This is a genomic window from Comamonas sp. C24C (assembly GCF_053345995.1).
The window spans coordinates 219,749-242,330 of the sequence record NZ_JBKFBC010000006.1 but is presented as its reverse complement, the minus strand read 5'-3'; the positions used below and the strand labels follow the sequence as shown (position 1 = coordinate 242,330).

The window sequence follows — 22,582 nt, the reverse complement described above, 5'->3', positions numbered from 1 at the left end:
GATCCTGACCGGCCGTGCCGGCCAGGCTCAGGCCCACGGGCGCTTCGCCTGCGCGGTGGCAGGGCAGGGACACCGCGCAGCCGTCGAGGAAGTTGATCAGCGTGGGATTGCGCAGCATCAGCCCGTTGGCCGCGAAATAGGCTTCGTCGCTGGCCTGCAGATCGGCAATCTTGGGCGCGATCACGGGCACCGTGGGCATGAGCATCAGGTCGTGATCGGCCATCTGCGCCTCCACTCGGGCAATCCACTGCTGGCGGAGTGCCAGCAGCTCGATATAGTCGGCCGCGCTGATGTCCTTGCCGCGCAGAATGCGCGTGCCCACGCGCGGATCGTATTCGGCCAGGCGGCCGGCGCCGTCGATATGGCTGCGGTGCCAGGCCCAGGCCTCGGCGGCGGTGAAGCCGCCCTTGGCATTGATCTGCGCAAGCTCGGAGAAGGGCGGCACCACGGCCTCGGTGATCTGCACGCCGGCCGCGTACAGCAGCGACAGCGCACGCTGCCAGGCCGCGGCCACGGCGCCGTCCATGCCGTCCAGCACCACATTCGTGGGCGCCAGCAGGCGCAGGCCCTGCAGCGAGGCTGCGCGCAGCTCGCCATGCGATTGGCCCGACAGCACTGCGTCCAGCGCGGCGCAGCAGCGCACGCTGGGCGCCAGCGGTCCGATGGAGTCCAGATTGGCCGACAGCGGCAACACGCCCTGCATGGGCACGCGGCGCGCCGTGGGCTTGAAGCCGGTCAGGCCGCACAGGGCCGAGGGAATACGCACCGAGCCGCCGGTGTCCGAGCCGATGGCGGCCAGCGCCATGCCGTCGGTCACCGAAATGGCCGCGCCGGAGGACGAGCCGCCGGGAATGCGGCCGCCGTCGTTTTCACGCTGCCAGGGATTGCGCGGCGTGCCGTAGTGCGGATTCAGCCCCAGGCCCGAGTAGGCGAACTCGGTCATATTGGTCGTGCCCACGATGACCGCGCCCGCGCGGCGCAGGCGCTGCACGACTTCGGCCGTCTGCGTGGCGGGTGCGGCATCGGCCAGCAGCCTGGAGCCGCCCAGCGTGGGGTGGCCCTCGATGTCGAACAGATCCTTGACCGAGATGGGCAGGCCTTCGAGGGGCGAGCGTGCCAGGCCGGCCGCGCGCAGCACATCGCTGGCGCGGGCTTCGGCCAGGGCCTGCTCGGGCAGCAGGCGCGTGAAGACGCGCGGGCCTTCGCCTTGCGTGGCGCGCTCCAGTGCCTGCTCGGCCAGTTGCACGGCGCTGGTCTGGCCTTGGGCCAGGCGCTCGGAGACCTGGTCCAGGCGGGGAGAGACAGAAGTCATGGGTAGCTCCGTGTTCAGGCGACGATGTCCAGCAGCTCGCTGCGGTAGCGGTGGCGGATGCTGCGCTGGCTGCGCGGGTCGTACAGCTCCATGGCGAACTGCGTGGCAGGGCGGATGCCGCCGATGGCGGCCATGGTGCCGCAGGTCATGCCGCTGCCTTCGGGCAGCTGGCTCTGGCCGCCGGTGTAGCCCGCGATCAGGTCCTGGGGTGTGCGCAGGCTGGCCAGCGTGCCTTCCTGGTACAGCACTTCGCGGCCGTCCTCCACGATCCAGGAGCGCAGGATCAGCTCGTCCCAGTGGCCGGCCACATCGGCAAAACGCCAGGCCTGGGTGGCCACGGGCTTGATGCAGGCCTGCTTGGAGAAGGCGACGCTATAGGCTTCGAGCTTGCGATCGGTGTGGTCCGAGGCCAGGCTCACGAACATCTCGCCGTCATGGCTGAAGACGAAGACCTCGGCCTCGCCCGAGGAGTCCGGGCCCAGCACCTGCAGCGTGCTGCTCTGGCTCAGCTGGTTGCTGGCGATGCGGTAGTACAGCGGAACGGCGCTGGGGCGCGGAATGCCGAGCGCGGCCAGCTCTTCGATGTGGTGCTCGATGGCCGCATGGTCGCGACCGGCCCAGCCGGCGACGATCAGGGTGTCGAAGATGGGGGCCAGGGTCTGGCCTTCGGGGGTGGTGAATTGCAGTTGCATGGCGGAAAGCTCAAAAAGGGGAAGGCGGGGCCTTGGGCCCCGCATGGCGGCGCTGCGCAGGCAGCGTCAGGCGGTCACTGCTTCTTGACGAAGAGCACGACCAGGAAGGCGGCGAGGAACTCCAGCGCGGCCACGAAGTACAGCCCCGAGGACAGCGAGCCGGTGCTGGTCTTGAGCGCGCCGATCATGTAGGGCGCCACAAAGCCGGCCAGGTTGCCAACGGAGTTGATGAGGGCGATGCCGCCGGCGGCCGCCGTGCCGGCCAGAAAGGCCGAGGGAATGGACCAGAACACGGGGAAGGCGGCGAGGATGCCGACGGAAGCCAGCGTCAGTGCGCACAGGGCCAGCACGGCGTTGTGCAGGAACATGCCGGTCAGGATCAGGCCTGCTGCGGCGATCAAGGCGGCGATGGCGCTGTGCATGCGGCGCTCGCCGGTCTTGTCCGAATGCATGCCGTTCCAGACCATGGCCAGCGTGCCGGCGAGAAACGGAATGGCCGAGATCAGGCCGATCTGCAGATTGTTCTGGATGCCGATCTCCTTGATGATGGACGGCGACCAGAAGGCGATCGTGGCGTTGCCGCTGACGATGCAGAAGTACACGGCAGCGCACAGCCAGACGCGGTAGTTGCGGCAGGCATCGGCGAAGGAATGCTGCTTGTGGCCTTGCTGGCTTTCCTCGGCCACGGCGGCGCTGACGGCGCGCTGCTCGGCGACGCTCAGCCACTTGGCGTTCTCGGGCTTCTCGGGCAGCCAGGCCAGCACGAAGAAGCCGGCGATCACCGAGGGAATGCCTTCAAGGATGAACAGCCATTGCCAGTTGGCCAGATGGCCCACGTCCTGCATGCCGTTCATGATGGCGCCTGCGATCGGGCCGCCCACGGCGCCGGCGATGGCGAACGAGGTCATGAACAGACCGTTGATGCGGGCGCGGTGGCGGGCCGGGAACCAGTAGGTCAGATACAGCACCACGCCGGGGAAGAAGCCTGCCTCGACCACGCCCAGGATGAAGCGCAGCACATAGAACATGGTGGGCGTGGTCACATAGGCCATGGCCATGGACGCCAGGCCCCAGAGGATGGTGATGCGCGCCAGCGTCTTGCGTGCGCCGATCTTCTCCAGCAGCAGGTTGCTGGGCACTTCGAACAGGAAGTAGCCGATGAAGAAGATGCCGGCGCCCAGGCCGTAGACAGCTTCGCTGAACTGCAGGTCCTGCAGCATCTGCAGCTTGGCGAAGCCGACGTTGACGCGGTCTATCCAGGCCAGGACAAAGAGAAAGACCAGAAAGGGGATCAGGCGCCAGGTGATCTTGCGGTAGGTGGCGTCCATGTCGGGGTGCGCGTGCGCACCGGCATGGCCGGCAAGAGGGTGGGTGGCGGAAGCCGGGCTGCTCATGGGGAGTCTCCTGTATGCGAAAGTGCAGCGGGCACATGGGGCGCTTTTGCTGGCGCTCCTGTGTGTCTTGGAACAGTGGAATGCGGCGCGGGCCGGTGTTCCTGTGGCGGCAGTATCGAAAGGCAGCGAGGGGCTGTCCAACAAGAAATTCTGAGCGGCCCTGAATGCAAATTCTTATGAGCAGAGGTGGTGCGGGCTGTGCACCGGCATGAGGCAGGCGTGCACCGATAAGGCGCGGGAAAACCCTAGGATTTATGCGCTCCGGATCGCGCTGCCGGGCCGCTCAAAACCCCGGTCTGCGCCTGGTGCCAGAGATTGGCGATTGATTCACATCAAGCCCTAGGGAGATGGTGTTTCCCCTTGGGCCTGCAATCGGGAACAATGAGGCAAAGTCTGTTTGAGGGAGGACTGCTCTTGCTCACGTTCAACACAATTCTGGTGCTGCTGGGGGTCTGTTGCGTCGGCCTGCTGGTCGGTTTTTCCTGGCGCGAGCAGCGCTGGGGCCCCTGGGTCATGCTGGTGTTCGTGGTGAGTCTGCTGTCGCTGATGAGCTACGCGATTCTCAATCTGCTGCTTTAGCACCGCAGGCCAGGGCGGGGCGCGCGCGCAGCGGGGCCTTCCAGAGTTCGGCCAGCAGCAGACCGGCAATCGTCATGATGCCGCCCACGGCGTGGTAGGCCGCCAGGGGCTCGTTCAGTGCGAAGGCTGCAATCAGGGCGGTGAATACCGGAATCAGATTGAAGAACATGCTCGATCGCCCGGGCCCCAGCGTCTGTACCGCCTTCATCCACAGCAGCGGCGCGGCGATGGAGGCCATGATGCCGGCATAGCCCACCAGCGGCAGATTGCCGGCGTCAAGCCCGGTCTTGGGCGAGAAGAGATAGAGCGGGAACTGCACGACCACGGCGACCAGCACCTGCAGATACAGCAGCTGCACCGTGGCCAGGCGCGGCATGGGCCAGCGCTTGAGCAGGATGTTGTAGACCGCATAGGCCAGCATGGCCAGGAACATCATGGCGTCGCCCAGGTTCAGGCCCTCGGAAGCCAGATGGCTGAGCCGGCCCGATGAAACCACCAGCGCGACTCCCAGAATCGCCAGCAATGAGCCCCAGATGCCGCCATGCGTCAGCGGCTGGCCCAGCATGAACACGGCCAGGGCCAGCACCAGCATGGGCGTGAGCGAGCCGATGATGCCCATGTGCGTGGCCGTGGTGAAGTGGGCAGCGTAATAGGCCAGGCTTTGGTAGATGACCATGCCCAGCACGCCCAGCACCACAATCCGTGGCAGCAGGGGCTTGATGTCGGCGCGCTGGCGCCAGATCGAGGGCAGGACGAAGGGCGTGAACAGCACGGCCGCCACCAGCCAGCGAAAGAACCCGATCTCGGCCGCGCTGATGCTGTCTGCGGCCAGCTTGCTGACCACGGTGTTGACCGACCAGATCAGCACCGCGCCCAGTGGTAATAGGTATGCACCCATATGAAACTCCTTGAGGTGCTTATGATGCGCTTGACGTATTTGAAGCGCATTGCTGATTTCAGACATTTCATAACTCAAGCCGGACGAACCCATGCCTGCCTCTGCCCCGACTCCCGGCCCGGCCACCAAGCGGTACGCCGTACAGATACTGGACACCGACACAGTGCCTGGCAGCTATTACTTCCGCTATGACGAGTTCGGCGAACACAGCGAGGCTCCGCCGCACAGCCACCGCTGGGGGCATCTGAACTATGCGGCCCACGGCAGTCTGAGCATGGATGTGCCCAGCGGCCATATCCTGTGTCCGCCGCAGCACGGGGTATGGATTCCGCCGGGCGTGGTGCATAGCTGCTATCTGCAGCATGCGGTGCAGTACCGCTCCGTCTATCTGGCCCCCGATCTGTGTGCGGACCTGCCGCAGACGGCGGGCTGCATGCGCCTGGGACCCATCGTCAAAGCCGTGCTGGCGGACTTCGGCGCCCGAGGCGTGCAGATCCCGGTGACGGACGCAGACCTGCGTCTGGCCCGGGTGGTGCATGACCAGTTGCGAGCCACACCGCTGGAGCTGAGCTTTCTGCCCGTGGCCCGGCATCCCGCGCTGGTGCAGGTGCTGGATGCCATGCAGTCGCGCCCCGACGACCATCGCAGTCTGGCCGAATGGGCCGAGACCGTGCACATGACGGAACGAACCCTGGCCCGCCACTGTCAGCGCGAACTGGGCATGAGTCTGGGGGAATGGCGCCAGCGCATGCGTTATCTGCAGGCCATCGACGCGCTGGAGGCCGGGCATACCGTGCAGCGCATCGCCTACGACCTGGGTTACAGCACGCCATCGGCCTTTATTGCCATGTTCCAGCGCGAATCAGGCCTGCCTCCCGAGCAGTTCAGGCGCGAGTTCTGTGCAAGTTCTTTCTGAACGCGGGATAATGCGCGCCGTGAAGTGCGCCAGACCGCCGCTGGTACAAGTGCCGAAAGGCCGTACTGGAGGAACGTCCGGACTGCATAGGGCGGCGTAGCAGCTAACAGCTGTCCACCGTGAGGTGAGGATCAGAGCAACAGAGACGAGTCTGGCAGGAGTGCCGCAAGGCAGACCAACCAGGGTGAAACGGGCAATCTCTACGCGCAGCAATACCAAGTAGGCACACGTTGACGGGGCCCCCGGAGTGTGCGGGTAGGTAGCACCGAGCCATCAGGCGACTGATGGCCAAGATTAATGGCGGTCACATGGCGGGCAACCGTTGTGCACAGAATCCGGCTTATCGGCGCACTTCACACCTTCTTCCTCGGCCGGACACAGTCCGGCGAATCCACTGCATTCACTCCACCATCAGCGCGAACAGCTGATGGCGGTGGTGGATATCGAGCCGCGCAAAGGCGCGGTTGCGATAGGTCTTGACCGTGGCTGCGCTCAGCCCGAGATCGGCCGCGATGCCGTCCTGGGTCATGCCGCGCAGCAGGCGCAGGCAGACCTCGAGTTCGCGCGCCGTCAGACCCGGTGCCAGCTCCCGCAGGTGAGCCGGCCACCTCTCATCTCCAGCAGCCATGTCCGCCGTCAGCGCCAGGTGCTTGTGCGTCAGGGCCATCAGGGCGCTGGACAGGTCCGCGAAGTCGCTCAGATGCCGGTCGGCAAAGGGTTTCTGGTGCGCATGGCGATAGAGGTTGACGGCAAACACCGAGCCGTCGGCACCGGGCTCGGCAATCGAGATGCGCTCAGCCACGTCATGCGCGTCATACACGCGCTGGCGATGCAAGGGCGTGACCTCGTTGGCCTGCACATGGACCAGATTGCGCGCGCCTGGCGTGCGCATATGTCCGGGCCATTCCTGGCCCCAGCTTCTGTCCTCGTGCTGGGGCCCCGAGAGATAGGCGCTCCAGCACTGGTGTGTGGTGTCCGCAACGCCCTGGGAGGCCGATAGAAACAGCTGCGGCCGGCAGCTGCCGATGCGATACACCGACAGCGAGGCCGTGGGTGCGATGGCGCTCAGCTGATCCAGTGCGGCCTGGGCAAAACAGCTCTGTCCCAGATGCTCCACCAGACCGGCCAGCAAGGTGCTGGCCTGGGCCATGCCGCTGGCCGGCATGGCATCAGTCGTCGAAGGTAGCGTCCAGGTTCTCATTGGTGTGTCTTGGCGTGGGCTGTCATCTTCTTGGGGGACAGCGAAATCTTCAACAGTGCTTACGCTCATGTTCCTGTGCCTAGACATCGCAAGGAGAGCAATGCTGTCGCCAAACCATGATTTCCAGATTGCCGCTCCAGGGCTGCGCCACTTTGCCGAATTTCGCGTGCAGGTGGGGCCGGCGCAGGAGGTGGGAGAAACGACACGCGGCTTGCGGCGTGTGATTCCCATCGTCGGCGGCCAGGTGCAGGGAGAGGACTGGTCGGCGCGTGTGTTGCCGGGCGGGGCAGACTTCCAGCTGCTGGTCAGCGAGGAAGTGGCCGAGCTGGACGCGCGCTATGTCATCGAAACCGACGGCGGCGATCTGATTTATGTGAGCAACCATGCCTTGCGCACCGGGCCGGCCGAGCTGATGCAGCGTCTGCGCCGCGGCGAGAGCGTCGATCCCTCGGCGATCTACTTTCGCTGTGCGCCCCGCTTTGAAACAGCCTCCAAGCGCTTTGCCTGGCTGGGGCAGCGCCTGTTCGTGGGCGCGGGAGCGCGCTTTCCGGAGCAGGTCGTCATGCGGTTTTTCGAAGTGCTGTGAAACAGCATCGCAACAAGGAGACAAAACATGAAATTACTGCAAGCCCACAACCTGCCCGGACCCGCTTCTGCACGGGCCTGGCGACGTCGGCTGATGGCCCTGGCACTGCTGGCCGGCGGCAGTGCAGCCCTGGGCGTCGCTCAGGCCCAGACGGCTTATCCGAGCAAGACGGTGCGCATGATCGTGGGCTTTCCGGCGGGCACGGGACCCGATGTAGTGGCCCGCCTGCTCGCACAGAAGCTCTCTGAAGCATGGGGCGGCGTGGGCGTGGTGGTGGACAACAAGCCCGGTGCTGCCGGCCTGATCGCAGCCAGCGAGGCAGCGCGTGCACCGGCCGACGGCTACACCATCATGCTGGCCGAGACCGGACAGCTCAGCATTGCGCCCAATACCTACCAACGGCTTGCCTACCAGCCGCGCAAGGATTTCGCCCCCGTCAGCCAGGTGGTGAGCTCCGACTTCGTGCTGCTGGTCAATCCCGAAAAGGTCAAGGCGCGCAACGTCAGGGACTTTGTGGCCTGGACCCGGCAGCAAAACGGCTTGTTCATGGCCACTTTCGGAGCGGGCACGCCGGGGCATTTCGGGGCCTATATGTTTGGCGATGCCGTGCAGTCCAAACCCGAGGTGGTGCACTACAAGAGCACTTCGGATGCCTTGAGCGGCATTTTCAGCGGCGATGTGCAGGGGGTGTTTGCTTCCTCCGGCATGGCGATCCCGCAGGTGCGCGCCGGCAAGCTGGTGGCCCTGGGAAGCACGGGCAGCGCGCGTGTGGAGCAGTTGCCCGAGTTGCCGACCATGAAGGAGCAGGGCTTTGGCAACCTGGAGTTCAGCTCCTGGTTCGGCATCGTTGCGCCCGCCAGGACACCTGCGGAGGTGGTGAGCAAACTCAATGCCGATCTGCTCAAGGTCCTGCAATCGGGCGACGGCAGGGCGCGGCTGCAGGAGGCAGGCTTCAGAGTTACGGGCACCAGTGCGCAGCAGTTTGCCGACATCATTGCTGCCGATACCGTCAAATGGGGCAAGGCGGTGGCAGCGACGGGCTTCAAGGCGGATTGAACGAACCGGTGCGTGCCGTGGCCGAGTCCGGTTGGCGGCACGCGAAGGCCGTTCCGCTCAGAACCTTTCCCAGGGCATCAGATAGCGCCACTGACCCTCGGGTACCTTGGCCAGCGACACGCGGCCAAGGCGCAGCCGGCGCATGCTGAGCACCGTCAGGCCGATGGCAGCGCACATCTTCTCGACTTCTTCGGGCGCAATGCCCTTGAGAGCGAAGCGCAGATGGTTTTCGCTTTGCCAGCTGACATGGCAGGGAGGCATGCGGCGATGTCCGTTACCGCCGGGAATGGGTAGACCTTCGTACAGGATCTCCAGGCCATCTTCAATGATCTGGCCCTCCACGCCGACGATGATTTCCTGCTCCAGCCACATGCCTTCCTCGGCCAGCTTGCGTGCCACGCGCTTGTCCTGGGTGTAGACGATGAGGCCGCTGGCAGGCAGCGGAATCGTCAGAAACGACTCCAGATTCCTGAAGTGATGGTCCAGCACCAGCTGGGGCATGGGCGTGTCCAGCTTGGCCTTGGTGTCCTCGCTCAGCAGCGAATGCGCGCTGCGCACGCGGCCATAGGCCTTGCCCTGGGTCATGCCCGCGGGTTTGTTCATCAGGATGGTGACGGGCGGAATGGCTTCAGGCTTGGCGTCCTTGCGCAGGACCACTACCTGGTCGGGGCGGACACGGGTTTCGGGCACTTGCACCACTTTGCCATCCACCTGGACATTGCCCGCGACGATATGGAGCTCGGCCTCGCGGCGCGAGCATTGTTCTTGCTCCGCCAGGCGCTTGGCTAGACGGATGCTTTCTTGTTCAGGCAGGGATTCAGACATGGCGAGAGCTTAATGCTCCGGCCATGTCCTAGTTGTCCACAGGTCTAGCACGGCGCTTGCGGCGCGCTATCGGCCCAGGCAGAGCTTCTGGATGCGCTCCACATGCGCCAGCAGCGATTGCTGGGCCACGGGCCACAGCGCTTGCGGCGTGTCGGCATAGGCAATCGCCACCCAGTCCTGAATGCTGCCGTCCGGCTTGGTGCGCATGGCCTGATGCACCTTGGCCTCGCGCGCCAGGCGGTGGGCCTTGAGGCGGGTGATCTGATGCTGCGCAAAGCCCAGCACGTAGCCGTGGGCAGGCAGGATGTAGCGAATGTCGTACTCCAGACACAGGGAGTGCAGCCGGTCCAGCGAATCGAGGTAATCGATCATGTTGCCGTCCGGCGGGCTGATGACGGTGGTGCTGCCATTGAGGATGTGATCGCCACTGAATAGCAGTGCGTCCTCCTCCAGCAGAAAGCACAGGTGGTTGGCCGCGTGGCCGGGCGTGAAGATGGCTTGCAGCGTATGCGTGATTTCGCCTTCTTCCCCTTGTCCGCGAAGTGTGATGCGCTCTCCGTCCTGCAGCGTCACCTCAGGTCTGAAGCGGCTGTTGGCACGTGCCGTGGGCGCAGACGGCAGGCCCATGATGGGGGGGCTGGCATGGCCGGAGAGCAGGACCATGGCCTGCAGCGGTGCGGCACCCGGCGAGTGATCGGGGTGGGAATGGGTGCAGACGATGTAGCGGATATCGCCGCCGGCGGCATCGTGCAGTCGCTGCAGATGTTCGGCATCGTTCGGTCCGGGGTCGATGGCGATATAGCCGGTATGCGCATCGCCGACCAGATAGCTGTTGGTGCCGGGGCCGGTCATCATGCCGGGGTTGGGGGCCGTCAGACGCATCAGGTTCTTGCGCAGCGGCACGGCTTTTTCAAACTGCCAGTCGAGATGGTGAGCAGCCTGGCCGTCGGGATGGACCATCTCCAGCTCGCCGTAGGCTGTATCGGTTTCCAGCTGTCTTGTGTCCTGCCCCTTGAGATAGCCCGCACGAGGGTGGGCGTGCCATAGTGGCTTTTCACCCTGCAGGGCATCCAGCACGGCCTGCGTGTCGGCATAGCCCGTCAGGCGTTGCAAGGTGCGCTGGGTGGGGAAGAGGATAAACAGTTCCTTTTCCTCGAAGCGCTGCAGGGCTTGCTGGGGGCTGATCCAGGTGGGCTCGAACTGCTCGGTCTCGTCGGCTAACGCTGTCTGGCCCTCGGGCATGCGGGCCACGAAAAACGGCACGTTGAAGCGCTTTGCTAGGTTCAGCGGCGCCGTCCAGTGGGCCAGATACCAGAGCTGATCCACGGCCAGGCTCCAGCCGCGCGCGCGGCATTGCTCGTACAGCGATGCCTTGCGGTCCAGCTGCTCGACTTCGGCCGCAGGCACGGGCCGGCCGGCCTGGTCATAGGCCAGCAGGATGCCCAGCTCCTCAAACGTCTCGCGAATGCCTGCCAATACCTGTGTGATGCGGTCGGTGCCGGCAATCTCCGCCATGGTGGGACGAACCCGCGCCAACGCGTGGTTGGCAGGGGCCGCATCCTGATCCTCGAGGCCTCCGCCAGGAAACACGTAGGCATTGGCAAAAATACCCTGATCGGCGCGTCGCGTCATCAGCACTTCGAAACCATTGCCGTCGGCGCAGTCGCGCAGCAACAGCAAGGTCGAGGCGTCGCGCGTGGGCACCGGTTCGCGCTGGGGCAGAAGGAGCTGGCTGGGACGGGGCTGGCTGGTTGATGTCATGAGGTCACATTATGCGAAGTCGCAGGCTTCGTGCCTGTCACGCCTGGACTAGTTGCGCACTACAGCGCCCGAATCGGGGAAAGCACTGAGAGCAAACCTCTGAGGATGTCTTGCATTTAGTTATTTGAAATAACAATAATGATGCAAAAGGAATGGTTATGACTCATAAAGAAATTGCAGTTGAATTCCGTGGCGAAGCCGAACAGGTTGCCGTCATTCGCCTGATGCGCGCTGCCAAGCGCAATGCCTTGTCCGATGGACTGGTGCTGGGTCTGCGCGATGTATTCATGAATCTCCCCAGCAGCGTGCGTGCGGCCGTGGTGGATGGCGATGGCCCGCATTTCTGCGCCGGCCTGGATCTGAGTGAGCTCAGCGAGCGCGATGCGGCCCAGGGCGTTCTGCATTCGCGCATGTGGCATGAGGCCTTGCGTCAGGTGCAGTTCGGCGCGGTGCCCGTGGTCGCCGCCCTGCATGGCGCCGTGGTGGGCGGCGGTCTGGAGCTGGCCAGTGCCTGTCATATCCGTGTGGCCGACAGCAGCACCTTCTATGCCTTGCCAGAAGGCTCGCGCGGCATTTTTGTCGGCGGCGGCGGCTCGGTGCGCATCCCGCGCCTGATCGGTGCGGCGCGCATGGCCGACATGATGTTCACGGGCCGTGTGTACAAGGCCGAAGAGGGCGAGCGTATCGGTCTGTCGCAATATCTGGTGCCAGAAGGACATGCGCTGGACAAGGCTGTGGAGCTGGCGCTGCGCATTGCTGAAAACGCCCCCATGACCAATTACGCACTCATGCATGCGTTGCCCCGGATTGCCGATCAGCCTGCCGATCAGGGGCTGATGACCGAAGCTCTGATGGCCGCCGTGGCGCAGAGCGCGCCAGAAGCCAAGTTCCGTTTGCAGGAATTTCTGTCCGGGCGGGCCGCCAAGGTCAGCAAGGACTGAAAGCAAGCTCAAAAAACAACGCTGTGGAGACAAAGACAATGCAGGAGACAGACACAGCCATGCAGGCTCTGGGCCAGGTGGCAGAGGGGGGCAGGCCCCGCTACCGCGAGCTGGAGTTCGGCGTGCGCAGCATCCGGGTCAGGGAAGCGGGCGACGGCACTTTCTACGTGCGCTCCGACCAGGAGCTGGCAGGGCATGCAGCGCGTATGACGGACAGGCTGGTGCACTGGGCGCAGACCACGCCGCAGCAGACCTTCATCGCCCAGCGGCAGCGATTGGCAGACGGCAGCACAGGAGACTGGCAACGCATCAGCTATGCCCAGACGCTGGCTGCGGCACGCGGCATTGCGCAGGCACTGGTGGACAGAAAACTCTCGGCAGAGCGTCCCGTCATCATCCTCAGCGAGAACGACCTGGACCATGCCATGCTGGCCATGGGCTGCCTGTATGCGGGCGTGCCCTATTGCTCGGTCTCCACAGCCTACTCCCTGGTCAGCACCGATTACGCCAAGTTGCGCCATGTGGTCGATACGCTCACGCCCGGCCTGATCTTTGCTGCCGATGCGGCGCGCTATGACAAGGCGGTACGCGCCGTGCTGCCCGAGGGCTGTGAGGTGGTGTACCGCAAGCCCGCCGTCGAGGCCCCGAGCTGCACCTTGTTTGCCGACCTGCTGGCGACCGAGCCCACAGCTGCAGTGGATGCTGCCATGCAGGCCACCGGGCCCGACACCATTACCAAGTTCCTGTTCACCTCGGGATCGACCAAGCTGCCCAAGGCCGTCATCAACACCCACGGAATGTGGTGCGCCAACCAGCAGCAGATTGCCCAGACCATGCCCGATATGGTTCAAGGCCCGCCCGTGCTGGTGGACTGGCTGCCCTGGAACCACACTTTTGGCGGCAACAAGAACATCGGCCTTGCGCTCTACCACGGCGGCACGGTCTACATCGATGAAGGCAAGCCGACGGCGACGGGCATTGCCGAGACGCTGCGCAATCTGCGCGAGCTCTCACCCACCGTTTACTTCAACGTACCCACCGGCTTTGAATACATCGCCCGCGCCATGGAAAGCGATGCGCAGCTGCGCAGCAGCCTGCTCAAGCGCGTCAAGCTGTTCTTCTATGCCGGAGCCTCTCTGGCGCAGCCCGTCTGGGATAGCCTGCACCGCACGCAGGAGGCCGAGTGCGGCGAGCGCATCGTGATGGGAACTGGCCTGGGCATGACCGAGTCCTCGCCATCGGCCCTGTTCATCAACCGTCCCGACGTGCGCTCCGGAGACCTGGGCGTACCGGTGCCGGGTCTGGAGCTCAAGCTGGCGCCTGTGGACGGCAAGCTGGAGGTCCGCTATCGCGGGCCGAACGTCACGCCTGGCTACTGGCGCGCGCCCGAAGCCACGGCAGAGGCATTTGACGAGGACGGATTCTTCCGCACCGGCGACGCCGTGCAGTGGCGCGACCCGCAGGATAGAGACCAGGGTCTGCGCTTCGATGGCCGCATTGCCGAAGACTTCAAGCTGGCCACGGGCACATTCGTCAATGTGGGGCCGCTGCGCGCGAGGATCATTCACGCAGGCGCGCCCTATATCCAGGACGTGGTGCTGACCGGCCTGGATCGCAAGGAGGTCGGTGCCATCGTTTTCGGGACCCCGGCCTGTGCGGCCTTAAGCGGCCTGGCAGCGGGAGCGACGCTGGAGCAGATCATGCACAGCGAGCCGGTGCAGCAGCATCTGCAGACGGTTCTTAATGAGCTGGCGCAGACGGCCACCGGCAGCGCCACCCGCATTGCGCGTGCAGTGGTGGCGATCAAACCGCCATCGCTGGACCTGGGCGAAGTCACGGACAAGGGCTCCATCAACCAGCGTGCCGTGCTCCAGCACCGTGCCGATGTGGTGAGCGGCCTGTATGACGAAACACTGGCCCTGATCCTGAAGCCGAATCTCTGAGCCCGTACCGGCTTGAGCCCGATAACAGAAAGCGCAAGCAGCTTTTGAAAGGATAGTGATATGCAAGTTCAGGATCAGATTGCCATCGTGACCGGGGGAGCCTCGGGCCTGGGCGAAGCCACGGCGTGTGCGCTGGCTGCCGCAGGGGCCAGGGTTGCCGTGCTGGATCGTCAGATCGACAAGGCCAAGGCGGTGGCTGCCGAGATCGGCGGACTGGCGCTGGAGTGCGATATCTGCGATGCGGCCAGCGTGACGGCTGCACTGGATGCCGTTCGCGAGCAATGGGGTGGCGATGCGCGCATTCTCATGAATGTGGCCGGCATCGGGACGGCTAAGCGCGTGATCGGCCGCGATGGCGAGCCCGCACCGCTGGAAGACTTTGAGCGCGTGATTCGCGTCAACCTCATTGGCAGCTACAACATGACGCGACTGTTTGCCGCACGCTGCGCCAAGCTGGCGGCGCTGGAGGATGGCGCGCGTGGCGTGATTCTCTATACCGCCTCGGTGGCAGCCTTTGACGGCCAGGTGGGGCAGCAGGCCTACAGCGCATCCAAGGGCGGACTGGTCGGCATGACGCTGCCCATGGCGCGTGATCTGGCCCAGCACGGCATTCGTGTCTGTACCGTGGCGCCAGGCTTGTTCGCCACGCCGTTGATGAAGGAATTGCCCGAGCCCGTGCAGCAGTCGCTGGCGGCGTCCATTCCCTTTCCTTCGCGCCTGGGCAAGCCTTCGGAGTTTGCCGACCTGGCTGTTCATATCGTGCATAACGATCATCTCAATGGCGAGGTGATTCGCCTGGATGGTGCGCTGCGCATGGCTCCGCGCTGAGGCAGTGCGGGCTGCTGACAGCCCGTTTGTTTGCTATCGAGACGTGTATTGATTCCACAGGACCGAAGAGTCCGTATTTCAAGCAGGAGACAAGTCATGCAAGGTCGTCGCAATTTCGTCAAAGGTATGGGCGCTGGCGCAGCGCTGGCAGCATTCGGCGGCGTCGCCAGCCGCAGCGCCTATGCCCAGGGCAGCGGCCCGCTGGAGCAGGTGCGCATTCTGTACGGTTTTCCCGCAGGCAGTGCTGGTGACTCGGTGGCCCGCCGTGTGGCCGAAAAAATGGGCGGCAGCAGCTACACCAGAAATATGGGCGTGGTGGAAAACAAGCCCGGTGCCGGTGGTCGCATCGCGCTGGAGAATCTGCGCAACTCCGTGGGCGATGGCTCGGTGATTGCGCTGTCCCAGGTCTCGGCTTTCTCCATCTACCCGCATATCTACAGCAAGCTGACCTATCAGGCCAAGGATTTCGAGCCGATCTCCATCGGAGCCATCATGCACCACGGTCTGGCCGTCGGCCCCGCCGTGCCGACCGAGGTCAAGACGCTCAAGGATTTTCTGGCCTGGTGCAAGAACAACCCCGACAAGGCCAGCTTCGGTAGCCCCGGCGCCGGCAGTCAGCCGCATCTGCTGGGGGCTTTGCTCAGCCTGCGCTCGGGCGTCAAGCTCAGCCATGCGCCTTATCGCGGCATGGCTCCCGGCGTCTCGGACGTTGTGGGCGGCCAGATTGCAGCCATCATGGGCACTTGCGGCGACTATCTGAGCTATTACAAGGCCGGCAAGCTGCGCGTGCTGGCCACCAGCGGGCCGCAGCGCAACCCCTATCTGCCCAATGTGCCCACGTTTGCCGAGCAGGGTTTTGCTGATCTGACGGCCGAGGAATGGTTTGGCTTCTATGCCAATTCCAAGACGCCCGCCGATGTGCGTGCACGCGCCCATGCGGCCATCACGGCTGCGCTCAAAAGCGATGTGCTCAAGGAAAGCCTGGGCGTGGTCGGCCTGATTGCCACCAGCTCCACGCCTGAGGAAATGGCCCGTTCGCAGCAGGCCGAGTTCGAGCGCTGGGGCCCGCTGGTCAAGCAGATCGGTTTTACGGGGGACTCCTGAGGGCCCCCAGTATCGAATAGCATTCGGGTCGGGATTTTTCAGACGGGCTCAAGCCTGCACATAGTGATCGAACAATAGAGGAGACAAACATGCAAGATCGTCGCAATTTCGTCAAAGGCCTGGGCGCTGGAGCAGCGCTGGCCGCATTCGGTGGCATCGCCAGCCGCAGCGCCTATGCCCAGGGCAGCGGCCCGCTGGAGCAGGTGCGCATTCTGTACGGTTTTCCCGCAGGCAGCGCCGGGGACTCGGTAGCCCGCCGCGTGGCGGAAAAGATCGGCGGCACCAGCTACTCCAAGAACATGGGCGTGGTGGAGAACAAGCCCGGTGCCGGTGGTCGCATCGCGCTGGAGAATCTGCGCAACTCCGTGGGCGATGGCTCGGTCATCGTGCTGTCCCAGGTCTCGGCCTTCTCCATCTACCCGCATATCTACAGCAAGCTGACCTATCAGGCCAAGGACTTCGAGCCGATCTCCATCGGAGCCATCATGCACCACGGTCTGGCCGTCGGCCCCGCCGTGCCGGCCGAGGTCAAGACGCTCAAGGACTTCCTGGCCTGGTGCAAGAACAACCCTGACAAGGCCAGCTTCGGCAGCCCCGGTGCGGGCACCCAGCCGCATCTGATCGGCTCCCTGCTCAGCCTGCGGTCCGGCATCAAGCTCAGCCATGTGCCTTATCGCGGCACGGCGCCTGCCGTGTCCGATCTGGCCGGTGGCCAGATTGCTGCCGTGATGGGCCCCAGCGGCGACTTCCTGAGTTACTACAAGGCCGGCAAGCTGCGCGTGCTGGCCACCAGCGGGCCGCAGCGCAACCCCTATCTGCCCAATGTGCCCACGTTTGCCGAGCAGGGTTTTGCCGATTTGACGGCCGAGGAATGGTTTGGCTTCTATGCCAATGCCAAAACGCCCGCCGATGTGCGTGCACGCGCCCATACGGCCATCACGGCTGCGCTCAAGAGCGAGGCTCTCAAGGAAAGCGTGGGTGTGGTCGGCCTGATTGCCACCAGCTCCACGCCCGAGGAGATGGCCCGTTCGCAGCAGGCGGAGTTCGAGCGCTGGGGGCCGCTGGTCAAGCAGATCGGCTTTACTGCAGATACTTGATACCCCCTGAACGGCTGCGCCGTTTCCCCCTGAGGGGGACGGCGCCATCGCCGCGAGGCGGCTCTTGCTGGGCGCCTCTGACTATAGGGTTGCGCTTCTTGCATAGCCCGCGTTTTGGTTGAGTTTTTGCTGCAAACGCAGCCGGTTTTGTATGTCCTATTTGCCCCTCAGCACCGATAACGCGTTTCTTCTTTTCGATGTGCTCAAAGCCGATGAGCAGTTGCAGCGCTTGCCGGCGCATGCCGCAACGGATCAGGCGCTGATGCAGCAGGTACTGGAGGAGGCCGGCAAATGGGTGGGCGAGGTGGTGGCTCCGCTGTCACGTTCGGGTGACGAGACCGGAGCCAGGTTTGAGGTCGGTCAAGTCGCTACGCCACCCGGTTTTGCGACGGCCTATCAGGACTTTTGGCAGGCGGGCTGGCCTGCGCTGGCCTGTGCCGAGGAGGACGGTGGTCAGGGGCTGCCCTGGGTGCTGGAAGGTGTGCTCTATGAATGGCTGAGTGCCGCCAACCATGGCTGGACCATGGCTCCGGGTTTGCTGCATGGCGCTTATGAGTGTCTCAAACACCATGGCAGCGAGGCGCTTAAGGCCGCCTATCTGCCCAAGGTGGCCAGCGGCGAATGGCTGGCAACCATGTGCCTGACGGAGGCCCATGCGGGCAGCGATCTGGGACAGGTTCGCACCCAGGCCGTGCCGGCTGGTGAATCCGAGCTGGGCGAGCGCTTCGAGATCAGTGGCAGCAAGATTTTCATCTCCGGCGGTGAGCATGACCTGAGCGCGAACATCGTGCATCTGGTGCTGGCGCGTCTGCCCGGAGCTCCGGCCGGGCCCAGGGGCCTGTCGCTGTTTCTCGTGCCTAAGCTGCTGCCGGGTGGCGAGCGCAACGGCGTGGTCTGCGAGCGCATCGAGGAGAAGATGGGCCTGCATGGCAGCCCCACCTGCGTGATGCGTTTTGAGGCGGCTCAGGGGTGGCTGATCGGTCAGCCCGGCGCGGGGCTGAACGCCATGTTCGTCATGATGAATGCCGCGCGTCTGCATGTGGCACTGCAGGGCATAGGTCTGCTGGATGCAGCATGGCAGAAGGCCCATGCCTATGCACTGGAGCGCCGCCAGATGCGTGCTCCAGGGGCAGTGCCTGCCTCGCGTGGCGCTGGCGATGCAGCAGATTTGATCATCGAGCACCCGGCCATTCGCCGCACGCTCGATCTGCAGCGTGCCTGGGTGGATGGCGGGCGCGTGCTGGCCTACCAGACCGGTATCTATCTCGATGTGGCGCGACATGCCGAAAGCGCCCGTGAGCGCGAGCAGGCCCAGCAGTGGTGCAGCCTGATCACGCCCATACTCAAGTCCGCCTGGACCCAACAGGCTTTCGAGGGGGCCAGCGCCTGTCTGCAGGTATTTGGCGGTCACGGCTACATCCGCGAGTGGGGCATAGAGCAGATCGTGCGCGATTCGCGCGTGGCCATGATTTACGAGGGTACCAACGAAATTCAGGCCATCGACCTGCTGGTGCGCAAGGTCTTGCCCGATGGCGGCCAGGCCATGGGGCAATGGCTGCTGGGCCTGCGCAAAAGCCTGGATGCAGGCCGGGCGCTGGATGCAGAGGTGCTGCGCTGCCTGGCCCAACTGCGCTACTTCACCACGGTGCTGGCACAGGCTTGCAAGGAGGATGACACCCTGGCCTGGCGCGTGGCCGATGACTATCTGCGCAGTGTGGCCGTGGTGTTGCTGGGCTGGGCCTGGGCGCGTATCGCGGCCACCGAGGGTAGCGACGGCGAGCGCTGGCATGGTCCATGCAAGCAGGTGCAGCAGCGCATCCTGCCCGAGATGGACTGGCGTCTGGGTCTGATGAAGGCGCAGTGGGCGCAGGCTTCCGTCGTACACGGCAACCAGCTGTTCAGCCCTGCTCACTGACCAAAAAGGCTGCAAGATGCAGGCAAGACCGGCACAATTGCAGTCTTTTCATCGCGCTCCTGGATTGCTCTTTTGCCATCGAAGTTGACATCCCCAATGCTCGCTCACAAGACTGCCGAATCAGACTCCAAACCTGTGCGCCCTGCGCGTAGTTCTCGCTCCAGAGAGGCCGAGGCGGCCAGTTCGGGCCCGGAGAACGAGTCCGGCAGCGCTGCCGAGGTCTTTGCGGTCGATCAGGTTGATGCCAGCTTTCTGGAGTCGCTGCTGGGCTACAACGCCAGGCGTGCCTCGCTGTCGCTGGTGGGCGTCTTCATGCGCTGCATGGAGCGCTTTGACCTCAAGATCGTCGAGTTCTCCGTGCTGTCGCTGGTGGGCAGCAATCCGGGCATCACCTCGCGACAGCTCTGCCAGCAACTGGCCGTGCTGCCGCCCAATATGGTGGGCATGATCGATGCACTGGGCAAACGCGGCTTTCTTGAACGGCGTCCACATCCGCGTGACGGGCGCGCCACAGGGCTGTATCTGACCGCCGCAGGGGGCCAACTGGTGGACACCGCCGAGCCCGAACTCAAGAGCAGCGAGGCTCGCTCCATCGCGCATCTGAGTGCGACTGAGCAGGCGCAACTCATGGAGTTGTTGCAAAAGCTGTACCGCTGATCTTGTGGCATGGCGCAGATCCTGCGCCCGGCGCGATAATGTGCGGCATCATGCAGATTCGCTTTACCAAGATGCAAGGCGCGGGCAACGACTTTGTCGTGCTCGACGAGACCCAGGCTCGTCTGGGCCTGAGTGCCGCCCAGTACCGCTACCTGGCCAACCGTCACTTTGGCGTAGGCGCCGACCAGATCCTGACCGTGCGCCCGGCGCCCTCGGAGGGCGTGGACTTTGAATATGTCATCCACAACGCCGATGGGGGAGAGGTCGAGCAATGCGGTAACGGCGCGCGCTGCTTTGCGCGCTATGTGCATGACAAGGGCCTGACCGACAAGAGCGTGATCCGCGTGCAGACGCTCTCAGGCGTCATCGCTCCCGAAATCCATGGCAATGGCCGCGTCACGGTCGATATGGGGGCGCCCCAGCTGGACCCGGCCAAGGTGCCTTTCTCGACCGAGGGTCTGCAGGCCGAAACTTTGGGCTCAGCGCAAAAATGGCCGCTGACGCTTGATACAGCTGTCCAGCCAGCTACAGTTTGGATAGCGCCTGTTTCCATGGGCAACCCGCACGCGGTGCAACTGGTGGACGACGTGAATGCCGCTGCGGTGGAGGTCCACGGACCGCTGATCGAGAGCCATACCCGTTTCCCTCAACGCGTGAACGCGGGCTTCATGCAGATCGTCAACCGCGGCGAAGTCAATTTGCGCGTCTATGAACGTGGTGCCGGCGAGACCCTGGCCTGCGGCACAGGGGCCTGCGCCGCCGTGGTGGCAGGCATTGGCTGGGGTCTGCTGGACCAGCGCGTGGATGTGCATACCCGAGGCGGTCTGCTGACCATTGAATGGGCCGGCGCAGCGCAGGATCGCGTGCGCATGACAGGCCCAGCCGAATTTGTTTTTGAAGGCCAGATCGACATACCTGATACCTTATGAACAGCTTGACCGACACCGCCATGACTGAAGAGTCGATTGCCGACTATCTCCAGGAAAATCCCGACTTCTTCGAGCGCCATGCCGAAATGCTGACGAGCGTGCGCCTGATCAGCGGACACGGCCCGCGTGCCGTCAGCCTGCAGGAGCGTCAGGCAGAGATGCTGCGCGAAAAGATCAAGGGTCTGGAGCATCGCATCATGGACATGGTGCGCCATGGCAGCGAAAACGCCTCCATCGCCAACAAGATTCATCAGTGGACCCATGCCCTGGTCAAGGTGCAGGACCTGCGCGAGCTGCCCCATGCGCTCACCGCCAGCCTGCAGCACACCTTCGATGTGCCCCAGGTCGCACTGCGTCTGTGGAATGTGGCGGGTGCCCACAGCGGCACCGTCTACACCATGGGAGTGAGCGATGATGCCAAGGCCTTTGCCTCGTCGCTCACGATGCCGTTTTGCGGTCCCAATATGGGCTTCGAGCCCGTGACCTGGCTGCCTAATCCGAACGCTGTGCAGTCGGTCGCGCTGCTGACTCTGCATGACGGCGCGATGGACAGCACTTCCAATGCCTTCGGCATGCTGGTGCTGGGCTCGCCCGACCCGCTGCGCTTCGATGCCACCATGGGGCTGGAGTTTCTCTCGCGCATCTCCGAGCTGGCCAGTGCCTCGCTCTCGCGCATGCGTGCTCCGACGCTGACGCTGGCGCACGGCTGACGCGGCAAAAGGTTGCAGGCATTGATGCAAGAGCGCGAGCAGCTCTCTTTTGAGGAGCAGTACGCGCAGCTGCCGGAAGTTGTCCACAGCTATCTGGAGCATGTGCGGGTGCAAAAACGCCTGGCCGATCGCACGCATACGCTGTATGCACTGGACCTGATCAAGCTGCAGAGCTTGGCGCGGGCAGCAGACCAGGACCTCTTGGCGCTGCAGCCGGCGCATATCCGCCGCTTTGCTGCGCAAATGCATAGCGCCGGCCGCAGCGCACGCGGCATCGCACTGATTCTTTCGGGCTGGCGCAGCTTTTTCCGCTGGGCGGCTCAGCGGGAGTTGGTGCCGTTCAATCCCGTGGAGGGGGTGCGTGGCCCCAAGGCTGCCAAGCCCCTGCCCAAGGCACTGGCCGTGGACGACGCCGTGCAACTGGCCAGCTTTCAGAACCCCGAGGCCGATCCGTGGATGGAGGCACGCGACGTCGCCATGACCGAGCTGCTCTACAGCAGCGGGCTGCGTGTGGCCGAGCTGGTGGGGCTGGATCTGCGGCCGGACCAGCAAAGTCTGCAGCAAGGCAGAGGCTGGATCGACCTGGAAGCGGGCGACGCCCATGTGCAGGGCAAGGGCAGCAAGCGCCGCATCGTGCCCGTGGGGCGCATGGCGATCGAGGCCTTGCAGCGCTGGCTGGCGCTGCGCAGCAGCGCGCTGACCGGGGCGGCGCAGTTCAAGGCGCAGGACGAGGCGGCCTTGTTCATCGGTCGTCGAGGCGAACGGCTCGGCAGCCAGTCGGTCTGGTCACGGCTCAAGCAGCGCGGCCAGCGGGCGGGGCTGGCTTCCGGCGTGCATCCGCATGTGCTGCGCCACTCCTTTGCCAGTCATATGCTGCAGTCCAGTGGCGATCTGCGTGCCGTGCAGGAGTTGCTCGGGCACGCCAGCATCGCCACCACGCAGATCTACACGCGCCTGGATTTTCAGCACCTGGCCCAGGCCTATGAAAAAGCCCACCCGCGTGCCCAGCGCGGCAGCGCAGCCGAGAAGCCAGGGGCGCGACGCAAGCCCGAGGACAAGGAAGAAGGCTGAGAAGTCCTTTTTTGATAGCTTTAAGCGCTTATTAGGTAAGCGTTTGGGGCGTATTTTTAATGAAATATATGCCGCCCCTGCTGCCCGTGCGCGCTTGAAAGCGCCGCTACACTCCCCAGCTGTTATCACCGGAGCGCGCATAGGGATGCGCCGCCCCGGTGTTTTTT

General features: G+C 64.3%; 21 protein-coding genes and 1 other RNA gene. 15 read left to right on the top strand and 7 right to left on the bottom strand.

The window, feature by feature from the left end; translation table 11 throughout:
- The 3 genes from ACLBXN_RS13485 to ACLBXN_RS13475 all read right to left on the bottom strand — a co-directional run.
- The coding region (locus ACLBXN_RS13485; protein ID WP_447612448.1) for an amidase at positions 1–1,312 on the bottom strand (1,312 nt) is incomplete at its 3' end.
- 14 nt (positions 1,313–1,326) lie between these two features.
- On the bottom strand, positions 1,327–2,004 hold the full coding sequence (locus ACLBXN_RS13480) for a DUF2848 domain-containing protein (protein ID WP_034377128.1): 678 nt from the start codon (positions 2,002–2,004) through the stop codon (positions 1,327–1,329).
- 74 nt (positions 2,005–2,078) lie between these two features.
- Positions 2,079–3,398, bottom strand: coding sequence for an MFS transporter (locus ACLBXN_RS13475; RefSeq protein WP_447612447.1), 1,320 nt, complete (start codon positions 3,396–3,398; stop codon positions 2,079–2,081).
- A gap of 414 nt (positions 3,399–3,812) precedes the next feature.
- On the opposite strand from ACLBXN_RS13475, the gene ACLBXN_RS13470 reads away from it, so the two are divergent.
- Complete coding sequence (locus ACLBXN_RS13470; RefSeq protein ID WP_223305621.1) at positions 3,813–3,977, top strand: hypothetical protein; 165 nt, start codon at positions 3,813–3,815, stop codon at positions 3,975–3,977.
- Here ACLBXN_RS13470 and ACLBXN_RS13465 read toward each other — a convergent pair.
- On the bottom strand, positions 3,961–4,875 hold the full coding sequence (locus ACLBXN_RS13465; RefSeq protein WP_211457106.1) for a DMT family transporter: 915 nt from the start codon (positions 4,873–4,875) through the stop codon (positions 3,961–3,963). The genes ACLBXN_RS13470 and ACLBXN_RS13465 overlap by 17 nt on opposite strands.
- A gap of 91 nt (positions 4,876–4,966) precedes the next feature.
- On the opposite strand from ACLBXN_RS13465, the gene ACLBXN_RS13460 reads away from it, so the two are divergent.
- Complete coding sequence (locus ACLBXN_RS13460; protein ID WP_447612446.1) at positions 4,967–5,791, top strand: helix-turn-helix domain-containing protein; 825 nt, start codon at positions 4,967–4,969, stop codon at positions 5,789–5,791.
- 21 nt (positions 5,792–5,812) lie between these two features.
- Positions 5,813–6,150: RNase P RNA component class A (rnpB, locus tag ACLBXN_RS13455), an RNA gene on the top strand.
- 41 nt (positions 6,151–6,191) lie between these two features.
- Here rnpB and ACLBXN_RS13450 read toward each other — a convergent pair.
- Entirely contained in the window at positions 6,192–6,992 is an 801-nt protein-coding gene (locus tag ACLBXN_RS13450; protein ID WP_447612445.1) for a helix-turn-helix transcriptional regulator, read from the bottom strand.
- Positions 6,993–7,092: 100 nt separating this feature from the next.
- Here ACLBXN_RS13450 and ACLBXN_RS13445 point away from each other — a divergent pair, with 100 nt between their 5' ends.
- Together ACLBXN_RS13445 and ACLBXN_RS13440 are read left to right on the top strand one after the other, a co-directional pair.
- The gene (locus ACLBXN_RS13445; RefSeq protein ID WP_291608769.1) at positions 7,093–7,578 is read left to right on the top strand and encodes a DUF3237 domain-containing protein; all 486 of its coding nucleotides are present in this window, start codon (positions 7,093–7,095) and stop codon (positions 7,576–7,578) included.
- A gap of 27 nt (positions 7,579–7,605) precedes the next feature.
- Entirely contained in the window at positions 7,606–8,634 is a 1,029-nt protein-coding gene (locus ACLBXN_RS13440) for a Bug family tripartite tricarboxylate transporter substrate binding protein (RefSeq protein WP_407714276.1), read from the top strand.
- A gap of 57 nt (positions 8,635–8,691) precedes the next feature.
- On the opposite strand, the gene ACLBXN_RS13435 is transcribed toward ACLBXN_RS13440, so the two are convergent.
- Together ACLBXN_RS13435 and ACLBXN_RS13430 are read right to left on the bottom strand one after the other, a co-directional pair.
- Complete coding sequence (locus ACLBXN_RS13435) at positions 8,692–9,459, bottom strand: pseudouridine synthase (protein WP_447612444.1); 768 nt, start codon at positions 9,457–9,459, stop codon at positions 8,692–8,694.
- A 66-nt stretch (positions 9,460–9,525) separates the two neighbouring features.
- Positions 9,526–11,220, bottom strand: coding sequence for an MBL fold metallo-hydrolase (locus ACLBXN_RS13430; protein ID WP_447612443.1), 1,695 nt, complete (start codon positions 11,218–11,220; stop codon positions 9,526–9,528).
- Between the two features lie 158 nt (positions 11,221–11,378).
- Here ACLBXN_RS13430 and ACLBXN_RS13425 point away from each other — a divergent pair, with 158 nt between their 5' ends.
- The 10 genes from ACLBXN_RS13425 to ACLBXN_RS13380 all read left to right on the top strand — a co-directional run bounded on the left by ACLBXN_RS13425 (position 11,379) and on the right by ACLBXN_RS13380 (position 22,415).
- The gene (locus tag ACLBXN_RS13425; RefSeq protein ID WP_447612442.1) at positions 11,379–12,161 is read left to right on the top strand and encodes a crotonase/enoyl-CoA hydratase family protein; all 783 of its coding nucleotides are present in this window, start codon (positions 11,379–11,381) and stop codon (positions 12,159–12,161) included.
- 38 nt (positions 12,162–12,199) lie between these two features.
- Positions 12,200–14,104, top strand: a complete 1,905-nt coding sequence (locus ACLBXN_RS13420) for a feruloyl-CoA synthase (RefSeq protein WP_447612441.1) — start codon at positions 12,200–12,202, stop codon at positions 14,102–14,104.
- A gap of 60 nt (positions 14,105–14,164) precedes the next feature.
- Positions 14,165–14,932, top strand: a complete 768-nt coding sequence (locus ACLBXN_RS13415; RefSeq protein WP_447612440.1) for an SDR family NAD(P)-dependent oxidoreductase — start codon at positions 14,165–14,167, stop codon at positions 14,930–14,932.
- Between the two features lie 96 nt (positions 14,933–15,028).
- On the top strand, positions 15,029–16,036 hold the full coding sequence (locus ACLBXN_RS13410) for a Bug family tripartite tricarboxylate transporter substrate binding protein (protein ID WP_447612439.1): 1,008 nt from the start codon (positions 15,029–15,031) through the stop codon (positions 16,034–16,036).
- Positions 16,037–16,125: 89 nt separating this feature from the next.
- On the top strand, positions 16,126–17,133 hold the full coding sequence (locus tag ACLBXN_RS13405) for a Bug family tripartite tricarboxylate transporter substrate binding protein (RefSeq protein WP_167004368.1): 1,008 nt from the start codon (positions 16,126–16,128) through the stop codon (positions 17,131–17,133).
- Between the two features lie 151 nt (positions 17,134–17,284).
- The gene (locus tag ACLBXN_RS13400; protein WP_447612438.1) at positions 17,285–19,048 is read left to right on the top strand and encodes an acyl-CoA dehydrogenase family protein; all 1,764 of its coding nucleotides are present in this window, start codon (positions 17,285–17,287) and stop codon (positions 19,046–19,048) included.
- 96 nt (positions 19,049–19,144) lie between these two features.
- On the top strand, positions 19,145–19,705 hold the full coding sequence (locus ACLBXN_RS13395; protein ID WP_447612437.1) for a MarR family winged helix-turn-helix transcriptional regulator: 561 nt from the start codon (positions 19,145–19,147) through the stop codon (positions 19,703–19,705).
- A 50-nt stretch (positions 19,706–19,755) separates the two neighbouring features.
- A complete protein-coding gene (gene dapF / locus ACLBXN_RS13390; RefSeq protein ID WP_447612436.1) occupies positions 19,756–20,634 on the top strand; it encodes a diaminopimelate epimerase in 879 nt (292 codons plus the stop codon).
- Entirely contained in the window at positions 20,631–21,344 is a 714-nt protein-coding gene (locus ACLBXN_RS13385) for a DUF484 family protein (RefSeq protein ID WP_003051227.1), read from the top strand. The genes dapF and ACLBXN_RS13385 overlap by 4 nt, the downstream gene beginning before the upstream one ends.
- Before the next feature lie 24 nt (positions 21,345–21,368).
- Positions 21,369–22,415 carry a tyrosine recombinase XerC gene (locus tag ACLBXN_RS13380; protein ID WP_447612435.1) on the top strand — a complete coding sequence of 349 codons (1,047 nt, stop codon included), beginning with the start codon at positions 21,369–21,371 and terminating at the stop codon, positions 22,413–22,415.
- The last annotated feature ends 167 nt before the right edge of the window (positions 22,416–22,582 follow it).

Bases quoted from the DNA above. Each gene is read 5' to 3' on its own strand.
- ACLBXN_RS13480 (WP_034377128.1), bottom strand. From the start codon at position 2,004: ATGCAACTGCAATTCACCACCCCCGAAGGCCAGACCCTGGCCCCCATC.
- ACLBXN_RS13475 (WP_447612447.1), bottom strand. From the start codon at position 3,398: ATGAGCAGCCCGGCTTCCGCCACCCACCCTCTTGCCGGCCATGCCGGT.
- ACLBXN_RS13465 (WP_211457106.1), bottom strand. From the start codon at position 4,875: ATGGGTGCATACCTATTACCACTGGGCGCGGTGCTGATCTGGTCGGTC.
- ACLBXN_RS13460 (WP_447612446.1), top strand. From the start codon at position 4,967: ATGCCTGCCTCTGCCCCGACTCCCGGCCCGGCCACCAAGCGGTACGCC.
- ACLBXN_RS13450 (WP_447612445.1), bottom strand. From the start codon at position 6,992: ATGAGAACCTGGACGCTACCTTCGACGACTGATGCCATGCCGGCCAGC.
- ACLBXN_RS13445 (WP_291608769.1), top strand. From the start codon at position 7,093: ATGCTGTCGCCAAACCATGATTTCCAGATTGCCGCTCCAGGGCTGCGC.
- ACLBXN_RS13440 (WP_407714276.1), top strand. From the start codon at position 7,606: ATGAAATTACTGCAAGCCCACAACCTGCCCGGACCCGCTTCTGCACGG.
- ACLBXN_RS13435 (WP_447612444.1), bottom strand. From the start codon at position 9,459: ATGTCTGAATCCCTGCCTGAACAAGAAAGCATCCGTCTAGCCAAGCGC.
- ACLBXN_RS13430 (WP_447612443.1), bottom strand. From the start codon at position 11,220: ATGACATCAACCAGCCAGCCCCGTCCCAGCCAGCTCCTTCTGCCCCAG.
- ACLBXN_RS13425 (WP_447612442.1), top strand. From the start codon at position 11,379: ATGACTCATAAAGAAATTGCAGTTGAATTCCGTGGCGAAGCCGAACAG.
- ACLBXN_RS13420 (WP_447612441.1), top strand. From the start codon at position 12,200: ATGCAGGAGACAGACACAGCCATGCAGGCTCTGGGCCAGGTGGCAGAG.
- ACLBXN_RS13415 (WP_447612440.1), top strand. From the start codon at position 14,165: ATGCAAGTTCAGGATCAGATTGCCATCGTGACCGGGGGAGCCTCGGGC.
- ACLBXN_RS13410 (WP_447612439.1), top strand. From the start codon at position 15,029: ATGCAAGGTCGTCGCAATTTCGTCAAAGGTATGGGCGCTGGCGCAGCG.
- ACLBXN_RS13405 (WP_167004368.1), top strand. From the start codon at position 16,126: ATGCAAGATCGTCGCAATTTCGTCAAAGGCCTGGGCGCTGGAGCAGCG.
- ACLBXN_RS13400 (WP_447612438.1), top strand. From the start codon at position 17,285: ATGTCCTATTTGCCCCTCAGCACCGATAACGCGTTTCTTCTTTTCGAT.
- ACLBXN_RS13395 (WP_447612437.1), top strand. From the start codon at position 19,145: ATGCTCGCTCACAAGACTGCCGAATCAGACTCCAAACCTGTGCGCCCT.
- dapF (WP_447612436.1), top strand. From the start codon at position 19,756: ATGCAGATTCGCTTTACCAAGATGCAAGGCGCGGGCAACGACTTTGTC.
- ACLBXN_RS13385 (WP_003051227.1), top strand. From the start codon at position 20,631: ATGAACAGCTTGACCGACACCGCCATGACTGAAGAGTCGATTGCCGAC.
- ACLBXN_RS13380 (WP_447612435.1), top strand. From the start codon at position 21,369: ATGCAAGAGCGCGAGCAGCTCTCTTTTGAGGAGCAGTACGCGCAGCTG.